The 12,857-nt window shown below is 60.1% G+C and carries 11 protein-coding genes; 3 read left to right on the top strand and 8 right to left on the bottom strand.

The annotated features are described in order from the left end of the window. The first annotated feature begins 177 nt into the window (after positions 1-177). Together QD336_RS09010 and QD336_RS09005 are read left to right on the top strand one after the other, a co-directional pair. Positions 178-762, top strand: a complete 585-nt coding sequence (locus QD336_RS09010; protein WP_499170314.1) for a TetR/AcrR family transcriptional regulator — start codon at positions 178-180, stop codon at positions 760-762. After that, entirely contained in the window at positions 759-1,103 is a 345-nt protein-coding gene (locus tag QD336_RS09005; protein ID WP_269340413.1) for a DMT family transporter, read from the top strand. The genes QD336_RS09010 and QD336_RS09005 overlap by 4 nt, the downstream gene beginning before the upstream one ends. 204 nt (positions 1,104-1,307) lie before the next feature. Here the strand turns inward: QD336_RS09005 and QD336_RS09000 are convergent, their stop codons facing one another. From QD336_RS09000 to puuD, 4 genes are all read right to left on the bottom strand, one after another. Further along, positions 1,308-2,441: an alpha-hydroxy acid oxidase gene (locus QD336_RS09000; RefSeq protein ID WP_499170312.1), complete on the bottom strand. Its 1,134-nt coding sequence runs from the start codon at positions 2,439-2,441 to the stop codon at positions 1,308-1,310. A 77-nt stretch (positions 2,442-2,518) separates the two neighbouring features. Further along, a complete protein-coding gene (locus tag QD336_RS08995; RefSeq protein WP_499170366.1) occupies positions 2,519-3,241 on the bottom strand; it encodes a sulfite exporter TauE/SafE family protein in 723 nt (240 codons plus the stop codon). A gap of 306 nt (positions 3,242-3,547) precedes the next feature. Beyond that, positions 3,548-4,858, bottom strand: coding sequence for a guanine deaminase (guaD, locus tag QD336_RS08990; RefSeq protein ID WP_499170310.1), 1,311 nt, complete (start codon positions 4,856-4,858; stop codon positions 3,548-3,550). Continuing rightward, a complete protein-coding gene (gene puuD, locus QD336_RS08985; protein WP_499170308.1) occupies positions 4,855-6,117 on the bottom strand; it encodes a urate hydroxylase PuuD in 1,263 nt (420 codons plus the stop codon). Before puuD ends, guaD begins: the two co-directional genes overlap by 4 nt. A gap of 565 nt (positions 6,118-6,682) precedes the next feature. Here puuD and QD336_RS08980 point away from each other — a divergent pair. Beyond that, positions 6,683-7,021 carry a hypothetical protein gene (locus tag QD336_RS08980; RefSeq protein ID WP_269340419.1) on the top strand — a complete coding sequence of 113 codons (339 nt, stop codon included), beginning with the start codon at positions 6,683-6,685 and terminating at the stop codon, positions 7,019-7,021. Here QD336_RS08980 and QD336_RS08975 read toward each other — a convergent pair. The 4 genes from QD336_RS08975 to xdhA form a co-directional block, all read right to left on the bottom strand. Further along, on the bottom strand, positions 6,997-7,926 hold the full coding sequence (locus tag QD336_RS08975; RefSeq protein WP_269340421.1) for a LysR substrate-binding domain-containing protein: 930 nt from the start codon (positions 7,924-7,926) through the stop codon (positions 6,997-6,999). The genes QD336_RS08980 and QD336_RS08975 overlap by 25 nt on opposite strands. Positions 7,927-8,181: 255 nt before the next feature. Then, positions 8,182-9,021 (bottom strand): xanthine dehydrogenase accessory protein XdhC, encoded by an 840-nt coding sequence (gene xdhC / locus QD336_RS08970; protein ID WP_269340423.1) that lies wholly within the window; start codon positions 9,019-9,021, stop codon positions 8,182-8,184. A 14-nt stretch (positions 9,022-9,035) separates the two neighbouring features. After that, entirely contained in the window at positions 9,036-11,375 is a 2,340-nt protein-coding gene (gene xdhB, locus QD336_RS08965) for a xanthine dehydrogenase molybdopterin binding subunit (protein WP_499170306.1), read from the bottom strand. Between the two features lie 3 nt (positions 11,376-11,378). Next, entirely contained in the window at positions 11,379-12,848 is a 1,470-nt protein-coding gene (gene xdhA, locus QD336_RS08960; RefSeq protein ID WP_499170304.1) for a xanthine dehydrogenase small subunit, read from the bottom strand. Positions 12,849-12,857 lie beyond the last annotated feature (9 nt).

The raw sequence follows: 12,857 nt of genomic DNA, 5'->3' as shown, positions 1-12,857 counted from the left end.
GTTCCCGCCATTGTCCACCCCTTTTCGTTCGATTGCCGCAACGGGACAATTGTTACTGACACTTTCCGGCAACAAAACCGCTAAAACTTTAGAGATCGTTTTCATGCTTAATTAAGTATGAATTTCAACCCGCCGGTCGCCTCCACAATTTCCTTGAAAAGAAACCATCCGTCCGGTATGTTTGTAACCATGACAAATGCACATGAACGCAAGAAGCAGCCCGAGATCGTGCGCCGCAATCTTCTCGATTGCGCGGCGAAACTTGCTGCCGATCAGGGAGTTGCCGCACTTTCGGTGCAGGCGGTGGCGGATGCGGCAGGGGTGACCAAGGGCGGCCTGTTCCATCATTTCGCGTCCAAGCAGGTGCTGCTGGAAGCGGTGATGACGGACCTTCTTTCGGCGCTGGATGCGGAAATCGACGCGTTTGTCTCACAGGATTGTGAAGCTTACGGGAGCTTCACGCGGGCCTATGTGAACGCGGTCTTTGCCGATCGTGACCGGGAATCGGGCCGGCAATGGGCTGCGCTATCCGTGTCGATGGTCGGCGAGCCATCACTTCGGCGCATGTGGACCGGCTGGTTCGAGGCGCGCCTTGCCCGTCATAAAGAAACGGATGACGGGGTGATACTGGAATTGGTGCGGCTTGCGGCGGACGGCATATGGTTTGCCGATCTTCTGGCCGAAGACGGCAGGGCAGGTGGCGACAGGGCGGCTCTCAAGGCCCGGATGATCGCCCAGACGAAAAGGGAAACGGAACGATGAACGCGGCATTTTTTACCTATGGGGCGCTTGTCGCGGCCATCATCTGCGAGGTCATCGCGACCTCCTTCCTGCAGCAGTCGCAGCAATTCACCCGGCTCTTGCCGACGGTGCTGATGGCGTTGTTTTACGGCGCGGCCTTTTATCTGCTGTCATTCACGCTGCGCGCCATTCCCGTCGGTGTCGCCTATGCGATCTGGAGCGGGCTCGGCATCGTGCTGATTTCCGGGATTGGCTATTTCGTGTTCCGCCAGACGCTGGACCTCGCTGCCGTTGTCGGTCTCGGGTTCATTGTGACGGGGGTGGTGATCGTGAACGTGTTTTCGAAGACGGTGGGGCATTGATAAGGCGGGGTGTATGCGGGATCAGCATCCGCACGCCGTCACCCCGGACCTGATCCGGGGTCCAGTGCGATCAAGTCTTTGATCGCGAAAGACTCTTCCTCACGGCGCAGACACGCCGTGGCTGGATACCGGATCTAGTCCGGCATGACGGTAGAGATGTTTGCAGTCTATGGCGCCTATATCTGAGATTCCGTCTTTCTGACATCACGCCAGAATGCTGCGATCCACATCCTTAATCAGCCGCTTGCCGCAAAGCGCCATGCTGATATCCATCTCCTTGCGGATGATCTCCAGCGCCGTCGTCACGCCCTGTTTGCCATCCGCACCGAGGCCATAAAGGAAGGGGCGGCCGATATAGGTGCCCTTGGCGCCCAGTGCGACCGCTTTCAGCACATCCTGACCGGAGCGGATGCCGCCATCCAGGTGGACTTCAACCCTGTCGCCCACGGCGTCGACGATTTTCGGCAGCATGGCGATGGAGGAATGGGCGCCATCGAGCTGCCGGCCGCCATGGTTGGAGACGATGATCGCATCGGCGCCGGTATCGAGCGAGGCGCGTGCATCTTCCTCGTCAAGGATGCCCTTGAGGATCAGCTTGCCGCCCCAGCGCTGCTTGATCCATTCGACATCCTTCCACGACAGGCGCGGATCGAACTGCTCCGCCGTCCAGGAAGAGAGAGATGAGAGGTCGGAGACATTCTTGGCGTGGCCAACGATGTTGCCGAAGCTGCGGCGCTTGGTGCGCGCCATGTCGAGGCACCATTTGGGCCGCGTCGCCATCTGCCAGATATGTTTCGGGGTGAATTTCGGCGGCGCGGACAGGCCGTTGCGCAGATCCTTGTGGCGCTGGCCGAGGACTTGCAGGTCGAGCGTCAGCACCAGTGCCGAGCATCCGGCGGCCTTGGCGCGGTCGATCAGATTGTTGACGAAATCCCGGTCCTTCATCACGTAAAGCTGGAACCAGAAGGGTCTGGAGGTGACGGAGGCGACATCCTCTATGGAGCAGATGCTCATGGTGGAAAGCGTGAAGGGCACGCCGAATTCCTCAGCCGCTTGTGCCGCCAGCATCTCGCCATCGGCGTGCTGCATGCCGGTCAGCCCGGTGGGGGAGAGCGCCACCGGCATCGAGACTTTCGCGCCGACCATTTCGGTGGCAAGCGACCGGTCGGTCATGTCGACCAGCACGCGCTGACGCAGCTTTATGTTGGAAAAATCCTCCTCATTGGCGCGGTAAGTGCCTTCCGTCCATGCGCCACTGTCGGCGTAGTCGAAAAACATTTTTGGCACACGGCGCTGGGCCTGATTTTTCAGGTCCGCTATGGTCAGGATTTTGCCCATGGATAAAGCCTTCACATTTGAATGATGGCTTCACATAACATGGATGTGGCAATTGCGACACCAAAATCGACGCGACTTCAGCTCCAGAAAGCCCGCAGGAACAGCTCTGTCCCCAGCAGAAGCAGGCAGATGAGGAACCAGCGTCGGAATGTCGCCGGGCTGACGATATGGCGTATCTGCTGCCCGAACCACATGCCGAGAAGTGCCGGCAGGATGGCGAGCCCGGAAAGCGACAGATGCTCGATGTGAAAAGCATTCTGCGAGGCAAGGCCGGCGGCGAGCGCGATGGTCGAAACGGTGAAGGAAAGGCCGAGCGCCTGCACCAGATCATCACGGCTGAAACCGAGCGACTGGATATAGGGAACGGCGGGCACGACGAAAATTCCGGTGCCGCCGGTCAGAAGGCCGGTCGCCAGCCCTATGGCCGGGGAGAGTTTCGGCTCCAGCTTTGTCGGAACCGAGATCGGTCTCGCAAAAAGGCTGTAGGCCGCGTAGGCCGCAAGGCACAGGCCGAGCGCCGAGGTGGTCCAGACGCCGCTGCCTGATGTCATCAGCCGGATGCCGATGAGGGTGCCGGCGGCAATGGCGATCATCATCGGCCACAGCCGCGAGACGATGGCCCTGAAATCCGGCCCGGCCAGCAATTGCCAGATATTGGTGATGAAGGAGGGCAGGATAAGCAGCCCTGCGGCGGCGACTGGCGGCATGAAAAGGCCGAGCACGCCCATGGCGACCGTGGGCAGCCCCATGCCGGTCACGCCCTTGACGATGCCCGCGACGGTGAAGGTGGCAAAAACCATGAGTATGGTGGTTATGTCCAAATCCGGCACGGGGTACTCCAGAGGTCATTGGCATTTCGGCCGGGACGGCGTCGGGCATTCATTGAGAATCGAGCGAGTGCAGCTTGTTTCTTCTCCCCACCGGGGAGAAGGTCGCGGCAGCGGAATGAGGGGGCGAGGGTAGAGATATTCGGCAACATTGCCCCCTCATCCGACCCTTCGGGCCACCTTCTCCCCGGTGGGGAGAAGAAGAAGGCGGCATCCGCTCGATCCAATATGTGACGGATGTAAACGAGTTGGCAGCTTTATGTTTCGGCCCCAGCCGAACTATGCCAGCACGCTCTTCATCGCCCGCCCGGCCACATAGGTCTCCACCACGGTACGATCGTCGCCCATGGTCAGCATCAGGAACAGCTCTTCCGTCAGGCTTTTCACCACTTCCATCTTCAGCGCCATGGCGGGCGTGGAGGAGGCGTTCAGCACGGTGATGTCGGCATCCGTGCCGGCATCGAGCGTGCCGATGCGGTCGACCATCGAAAGCGCTTCGGCGTTGCCGCGCGTCATCAGATACCAGCTTTCCAAGGGGTTGAGGCGTTCGCCCTGCAATTGCTGGATCTTGTAGGCCTCATCCATGGTGCGCAGCATGGAATAGCTCGATCCGCCGCCGATATCGGTCGCAACCGCGATACGAACAGGTTTTTCACGCCGCTGCAGCTTTTTCATCGGGAACAGGCCGGAGCCGATGAAGAGGTTCGAAGTGGGGCAATGCACCGCCACAGCGCCGGTTTCCGACAGCACGTCCGCCTCGCGCTCGGAGAGGTGGATGGCGTGGCCGAGCAGGGTCTTGTTGCCCATCAGGTCGTAGCGCACATAGATATCGGTATAGTCGGTCGCCTCGGGGTAAAGCTCGCAGGTATATTTGATCTCGTCCAGATTTTCGGACAGATGCGTCTGGATGAAGAGATCGGGAAATTCCTGCGCCAGCGCCTGTGCGGCTTCCATCTGCTTCGGGGTGGAGGTGATGGCGAAACGGGGGGTGATGGCGACGTGGTTGCGGCCCTTGCCGTGCCAGTCGGCGATGACCTGGCGCGTCTCGTCATAGGAGGTTTCCGGCGTGTCCAGGAGGCCCTGCGGGGCGTTGCGGTCCATCATCACCTTGCCGCCCACCATCAGCATGTTGCGCTTCATGGCCTCAGTAAAAAAGGCGTCGGCGGATGTCTTGTGCACGGAGCAATAGGCGGCGGCCGTGGTGGTGCCGTGGCGCAGCAGCTCGTCGTAAAAATGCGTGGCGATGCGCTGAGCATGGGCGGTTTCGACGAAACGGCATTCTTCCGGGAAGGTATAAGTGTTCAGCCATTCCAGCAGGTTGGCGGCATAGGAGCCGATGACCTGCATCTGCGGGAAATGCAGGTGCATGTCGATCAGACCCGGCACGATGAGGTGCGGCCGGTGGTCCTTTTCCTCAATGTCTTCGGGGGCTTGCTTGCGAATATCGGCGTATTCGCCGATGGCGGCAATCCTGCCGTTTTCGAGAAGCAGGCCGCCATCCTCGATATAGAGATAGCTTTGTGTATCGTCGATCGAGAGCGGCGCGCGGCGGAAGCTCAGCAGGCGGCCACGCAGCAGAACCATGCTCATTCAGTCTTTCCTTCGGCTTTTCCTGCCCCGGAAACCGCGCTTTCATACCAGGCGGTCAGTACCTTGCGCTCATCCGGGGTGATGGCTGTGATGTTGCCGGGAGGCATGGCATGGCTGCGGCCGGCTTGCAAATAGATTTCGCGGGCGTGGGCGGCGATCTGTTCGTCGGTTTCGAGCTTCACCGATTTGGGCGTGAAGGGCACGCCCTCCCACACCGGCTCGGCCGCATGGCACATGGAACAGCGGCCCTGAACCACATCGCGCGCCTTGGTAAAATGGGCGTCGCTGACGAATTGCTGCTGCATTGGCGAAAGCGTCGCCGCTTTCTGCTCCTCCTCGCCGGTCAGCACCTTCGGCACGGTGGAAAGCCACATGATGACGATGAAGATCAGCGCGGTGAGAAGCCAGGTCCATGTCGGCTTGCCCTTGCGGGCATGGGTGGTGTTGAACCAGTGACGGATGGTGACGCCCATCAGGAAGACGAGTGCCGCGATGATCCAGTTGAACTGCGTGGCGAAAGCCAGCGGATAATGGTTCGACAGCATGAAGAAGATGACGGGCAGCGTCAGGTAGTTGTTATGCAGCGAACGCTGCTTGGCGATGCGGCCATATTTCGGGTCCGGCGTGCGCCCGGCAATCAGGTCTGCGACAACAATCTTCTGGTTCGGGATGATGATGAAGAACACGTTGGCCGACATGATGGTGGCGGTAAACGCACCGAGATGCAGGAAGGCGGCACGGCCGGTGAAGACCTGCGTATAACCCCACGCCATCGCCACCAGCGTGACATAGAGCACGATCATCAGGCCCCATGTATTGTTGCCGAGCGGCGATTTGCAGAGAAAATCATAAAACAGCCAGCCGATGGCGAGCGATGCCAGCGACAGACAGATGGCCTGGAACTGGGTGAGCGCCAGCACCGAATGGTCGATGAGGAAGAGATCCGCGCCGCCATAATAAACGATGCAGAGCATGGCGAAGCCGGACAGCCAGGTGACGTAGCTTTCCCATTTGAACCATGTCAGGTGCTCGGGCATCTGGGCAGGTGCCACCAGATATTTCTGGATGTGGTAAAAGCCTCCACCATGCACCTGCCATTCCTCGCCATAGGCCCCCGGTGGCATATCCGGGCGTTTGACCAGCCCGAGATCGAGCGCGATGAAATAAAAGGATGAGCCGATCCAGGCAATGGCGGTGATGACGTGGAGCCAGCGGACGGCAAAGGCCATCCATTCCCACGCAATGGCGTATTCGTACATGCGGTTCCCCTGATCCTTGTGCAGCGCACCTTGCGAGAAATTTGACTGATAGGAAAGGGAAAAGCAGAGGGGAGGGGATGATTGTTCACAATCTGCTGCGTTTGTGTCCGCAATCTCGTTTCGAGTGGAGGATATGCGGGTGTTGGCGCGGTAAAGTTGCAGTGAACGTTTCCTGTCGCATAGTTTGTGCTTAGCTGGGTAAGGCGACTCAGCTATTATCCTTTGTGCAGCCTGCCGATGTGCTAAAATATAAGGCTGTGGAGCCTTGGAGCGCTCCTCCCATCCGAAAGGATGGCAAAGGACGCTCCAGCCTTTAACGGGCGCATCATTCCTGTTGAAAATCGCTTCTGATTTTCGGGCCGGTGCGCAGGGCTTCCATGACATGTTTCGCTGGCGGTTATTCCGAAAGCGGGCGCTGCGAACCCTGGGGCGGGGGCAGATCAGGGGGCAGGTGTCGCAGTTACCGGTGCCGTTGTGTCCGGGTGCGTGTTGATGTGTGAAGTTTGAACAAAGGGACGCAATGATCTTCCGGCAGCCGCCGTTGTTTTCAACGGAGACCATGCCGATGCGCCTTGTTCTGACGGTCCTCTTCCTGCTCCTGGCGGTCACCGCCACAGCACTTGCCCATGAATCCCACAAGGGGTTCAAATATGAAAGCTATTGCTGCAATGGCGATGCCGAAACCGGTGATTGCCAGATGATCCCCACACGCAGCGTTCGTGTCACGCCCGACGGTTACGAGGTCTCCCTTGCACCCGGCGATCACCGCATGGTCACGCGGCGTCACGTTTTCAGCTGGTCGCAGAGCGAGGCAAGACGGTCCGAGGACGGCGAATATCATCTCTGTCTGTTTCCGGATGAGGATACGCCACGCTGTTTTTATGCGCCGGACATGGGGTTTTGAGGCGGTTGCTGCGGATGGCTTTCTTCGATCCGCTTCAATATCCAGTCGCGAAACAGCTTTATCTTGCGGATGTTCCTGCGATTTTCGGGATAGACCAGCCAGTAGTTCTTGCCTTCGCTGCTGAGGTGTTCGAAGGGTTGGTAAAGGCGGCCAAGCGCGATCTCGTCGGCATAAAGTTCCGGGGTGAGCATGGCCACCCCCTGATTGGCGATTGCCGCGGCGGCTTCGAAGGCCTGCACATTGAGGCGGCTGCGCGGATACCGGTCAAGCCCCGGATTTTCGACGCCCACCTCACGAAACCACTGGCTCCACCAGACATCGCCGGGATCGATGATGCGCAGGCGCAGCAGATCTTCCGGCTTGTGTAATCCGCCGATGGTCTCGGCGAGGCTTGGATGCAGCATCGGCGTATAAACGCCGCGCAGCAATTGATGATAGGCCAGCCCCTTGCCATCGTCACGGCTCCATCGAATGGCGACATCGCAGTCGGACTGCGAAAAATCGATCAATGTGCTCGATGTGTCGAGCCGCACCGCGATCGAGGGATGCTCGAGCTGGAAGGCGCCCAGATGCCGCGACAGCCAGCGCGAGGCGAAAGTGGCGGTGGAATGGATGGTCAGTGTGGTATCTGACGTATCGCGAATAGTATCGACGGCCTCCCGCAGGCTGTTGAAGGCTTCCGCCACTCTCGGCGCCAGTTTGTGTCCGGCCTCGGTCAGTAAGACCTGCCGCGCTTTGCGGATGAAGAGCGGCTCACCGATATTTTCCTCCAGCAGCTTCACCTGATAGCTGACAGCCGTCTGCGTCATGCCCAGCTCTTCACCGGCCTTGGTGAAACTCAGATGCCGGGCTGCGGCATCGAACACACGCAGCGCATTCAGCGGGAACTGGCGAGACATCTTCATGGATAAGTTCTCTTTATGCTAACCACCAAAGGTTTCATTGGTTTTTATCCAAAAATCAAGTCATTTTCAGTTTCATAGATCAACTGAGCTTCTGAAAATTCTGAATGGAGACGAACATGCGCACAGCATTATTGCGCGCGTGGTCCCGCCTGCGCGCGGGTCTGCGGACAGCGGAGCAATTTGCCTTTGAAAGCTTTCGGCCGGACAATCTGGCCGATGAAAGCCTGCCTGACACGTTGAAGCGTGATCTCGGCCTCAAGGATGGGCGGGCTGGTGCTTGCGGGGATTCCCAGTTTCGGTGGCAGAAAATGCTTGAAGCAACTCGGCTGCCACAAGGGCCGCTATGACAGCGGGGCGCTTGTCCCTGACGCCGGTGCCGCCGATGGGCAAGATGAGCTTCGCAAGGCGGGAAGGAGGCTCTGCCTGATCCGCCAGCCAATGGGCGAAGGTGGCGCGTTTGGTCTTCGAGCCGATCATGCCGACATAGGCGAGATCGTTGCGGGCAAGCGCCTCCTTTGCAATCAGGAAATCGAGCGCGTGATCATGGGTGACGATGATGGCCGCACCATTGGCCGGGATTTTCGCGACGAGCGCCTCCGGCATGGGGGTGAGCACGGATGCGATGCCCGCGGTAAGATCGCGCAGCTCGCTTTCACGCGTTTCCACCACCGTCAGCGTCAGGGGCAGCAGCGACAGGCTCTGGGCCAGCGCCTTGCCGACATGGCCCGCCCCGAAAATGAAGACGGCGGGTTGCTGTTCGGCTTCGCCCTTCAGCCTTGCTTCGAGAGTGGCCGCGATCTCCACCGTTATCAGCCGGAAGCGGATGAGGGTGCGCCCGCCGCAGCACTGGCCGATTTCAGGCCCAAGCGGAATATCCATGCGGTCTTCGGCAGCACCTGCCCGCAGCATGGCGCGGGCGTGGTCTATCGCCATATATTCGAACTGGCCGCCGCCGATGGTTTCCCACAAGTCATCCTGTGAGACCAGCATGAAGGTGCCCGCCTCGCGTGGTGAGGAGCCTTTGACGGCTTCGATTTCCACGAGGATCGCGGGGGTGGAGCGGGCGAGGAAAGTGGAGAGAGAGGTATCAGGCATTGGCGCTGGCCCCCTCACACCTTCTTCAGTCGTTCCACTGCCATCAGCACCCGCTCCGGCGTTGCCGGTGCATCGAGCCGCGGGCAGACCTTGTAATCGGCGACGGAGGCGACGGCCATGGAAAGCGCTTCGAGAACCGAGATCGCCAGCATGAAGGGCGGTTCGCCCACGGCCTTGGAGCGGCCGATGGTGGGTTCGGCATTTTCCGCCCATTCCGCCAGCCTGACGTTGAAGCTCTTCGGCCGGTCGGAGGCGAGCGGGATCTTGTAGGTGGAAGGCGCGTGGGTGCGCAGCCGCCCCTTGCCGTCCCACCACAATTCCTCCGTGGTCAGCCAGCCCATGCCCTGTACGAAGGCGCCTTCGATCTGGCCGATATCGATGGCCGGGTTCAGCGACTTGCCGACATCGTGGAGGATATCGGTGCGCTCCATCAGGTATTCGCCGGTCAGCGTATCGATCGACACTTCCGAGCAGGCTGCGCCATAAGCGAAATAATAAAACGGCGTGCCACGGCCGGCGGCGCGGTCCCAGTGGATTTTCGGCGTCTTGTAGAAGCCGGCGGCGGAGAGCTGCACGCGGGCGAAATAGGCCTTCTTGATGAAATCGTTGAAGGCGATTTCCTCAAGCCCGATGCGCACCCGGTTCGGCAGGAAAACGACCTCTTCTTCCGGCACGTTCCAGTTCTCGGCGGCGAATTTGACCAGCCTTTCCCGGATTTGACGGGCGGCGTCATAGGCCGCCATGCCGTTGAGGTCCGAACCGGAAGAGGCGGCGGTGGCCGAGGTGTTCGGCACCTTGCCGGTCGTGGTGGCGGTTATCTTCACCCGGCCGATATCCACCTGGAAGGCATCGGCCACCACCTGCGCCACCTTGGTGTAAAGGCCCTGACCCATTTCGGTGCCGCCATGGTTCAGGTGGATGGAGCCGTCATTGTAGATATGCACCAGCGCGCCCGCCTGGTTGAAGGCGGTCATGGTGAAGGAGATGCCAAATTTGACAGGGGTGAGCGCGATGCCCTTGCGGATGATCGGGCTGGTTTTGTTGAACTCGATGATTGCATCACGTCGTGCGCGGTAGTCGCTGGAGGTTTCCAGTTCCTCGACGATGCGAGCGATGATGTTGTCTTCGACCTCCTGATGATAGGGCGTCGTGGTGCGACCGGAGCCGGTCTCGCCGTAGAAATTCAGCTTGCGGATATCGAGCGGGTCCTTGCCGACGGCATAGGCGATTTCCTCGATGAAACGTTCTGCCCCCAGCATGCCCTGCGGGCCGCCGAAACCGCGAAAGGCGGTGTTTGAGACGGTGTGGGTTTTCAGCGGCCGCGAGGTGAGATGCACATGCGGGTAGAAATAGCTGGAATCCGCATGAAACAGCGCGCGATCCGTGACCGGACCGGAGAGATCGGAGGAAAAACCGCAGCGCGCCGCATAGGTGGCGTCGACGGCGTGGATGCGGCCTTCTTCATCGAAGCCCAGTTCGTAATCGACGCGGAAATCATGGCGCTTGCCGGTGGCCGTCATGTCCTCGTCGCGGTCCGGGCGGATTTTCACGGCCCGGTTCAGCCTCTTGGCGGCGATGGCGCAAAGCGCGGCAAACTGGTTGCCCTGGGTTTCCTTGCCGCCGAAACCGCCCCCCATACGGCGCACCTGCACGGTGACGGCGTTGGACGGCACCTGCAATATGTGGCTGACGATATGCTGGATTTCGCTTGGATGCTGGGTAGAACTCCACAGCGTCACCTCGTCATCTTCACCCGGCACGGCCATGGCGATGTGGCTTTCGAGATAAAAATGCTCCTGCCCACCGATCCGCATCGTGCCGGTAAGGCGGCGCGGTGCGACATCCATTTCCAGTTTCGCATCGCCGCGTTTCAGCGTCATGGGATCGATGACGAGCGCGCCGCCATTTTCGATTGCCGTATCGATATCGGTGAAATGCGGCAGGTCCTTATAGGTGATCTTCGCCTTGCGGGCGGCCTTGCGGGCGATATCGCGGGTTTCGGCGAAGACCGCGAAGATCGGCTGGCCGTGGAACTCGACCTTTGTCTCGGCCAGCAGCGGCTCGTCGTGACGGCCGCCGGACGAGATGTCGTTTTCGCCGGGCACGTCCTTACCGGTCATGACCCACAATACGCCGGGTGTGGCTTCCACCTCCGAAAGGTCCATCGCGACGATTTCGGCATGGGCACGGTCGGCAAGGCCGAGTGCCCCGTGGACGAGGCCGGCGGGTTCGGGAATATCATCGATATATTCGGCGCTGCCGGTCACATGCTTGTGGGCGGAATCGTGCCGCAGCGAAGCGTGCATCGGGCCGTCGATTTCGGTCTTGGTCTTGTCGAAGCTTGTGGTGTCCATGGTTCAAGCCTCCTCCAGCGTGAAGCGCGCAAGTTCCTGCTTTTCGCCCGAAGTCTCGAGGAAGAACCGCGTCAGCAGGTTCTTGGCCGTCAGTTGCCGATATTCGGCAGTCGCGCGCCAGTCCGTCAGCGGTGTGAAATCCTCATCCAGCGCATCGCGCGCCGCATCGATCGTTTCCTGCGACCAGGGCTTGCCAAGAAGCGCCGCCTCCAGATGTGCGGCCCGTTTCGGTGTGCCGGCCATGCCGCCGAAGGCGATGCGGATGTCTTCGACGGCGCCATCGGCATCGAGCGTCAGGCTGAAAGCACCGCAGAGCGCAGAAATATCCTCGTCGCGCCGCTTGGAAATCTTGTAGACGGCGTAGTGGCTTTCCGGCTTCTGGAACGGAATGAACAGCTTTTCGACAAATTCGCCGCTCAGCCGGTCCTGTTTGCCATAATCGATGAAATAGCTTTCCAGCGGCAGGCTGCGATTGCCGGAGGAGGAGCGCAGGGTCAGCGTCGCTCCAAGCGCGATCAGCGCCGGCGGGGTGTCGCCGATGGGCGAACCGTTGGCGATATTGCCGCCGATGGTGCCCATGTTGCGCACCTGCTCGCCGCCCAGGCGGTCAAACAGCCGGGCAAGCGGCGGGAAATGTTCTGCGATGGTCTTGAAGGCCTGGCTGTAGGTGACGCCGGCACCGAGCGTAACGCCCTCCTCATCCACGGTGATGGTTTGCAGATCGCCGAGATTGTTGATGAAGATCACCGGGTTCAGCGCCCGCATCTGTTTCGTCACCCATAGGCCGACATCGGTGGAACCGGCGACGATGGTCGCCTTCGGTTCGGCGGCGTAAATCTCGGTCAAGTCGGAAAGCGTCGCCGGAATGATGGTGCGATCCTCACCACGGGTGACGGTGATTGTCTCGTTTTCGCGGACCGCCCAGAGCCTTGCCATGATATCGGTACGGTCCCGTTGCAGCGGGTCAAACAGTGCGCTTGGGCGGGCGGCGGCGATTTTTTCGGCGGCCTTCACGATCGGCTCATAACCCGTGCATCGACAGAGATTGCCTTGCAGCGTCTTTTCGATATCGGCGCGGCCGGGGTTTTCGCTGGTGAGCCACAGGCCATAAAGCGACATGATGAAGCCCGGCGTGCAGAAACCGCATTGCGAGCCGTGGAAATCCACCATTGCCTGCTGCACGGGGTGCAGCGTGCCGTCACGGGCGGCCAGATGCTCCACCGTGACGATATGCGTGCCGTGCAGCGAGCCCAGAAAACGGATGCAGGCATTGACGCTTTCATATCGCAGCGAGCCGTCCAGCAGCCGTCCGACCAGCACCGTGCAAGCGCCACAGTCGCCTTCAGCGCAGCCTTCCTTGGTCCCGGTTAACCGCTTGCTGATGCGGAGGTAATCGAGAAGCGTATCTGTCGGTCCGAAATCCTTTAGCGAAACGGTTTCGCTGTTGAGGATGAAGCTGATCGCGTCGTTCATGCAATGCCT

Source organism: Rhizobium sp. BR 250 (genome assembly GCF_047445855.1).
Taxonomy (GTDB): domain Bacteria; phylum Pseudomonadota; class Alphaproteobacteria; order Rhizobiales; family Rhizobiaceae; genus Agrobacterium; species Agrobacterium tumefaciens_I.
Note: the sequence above shows the minus strand (reverse complement) of the source record. Positions and strands in the feature narration are given on the sequence as shown.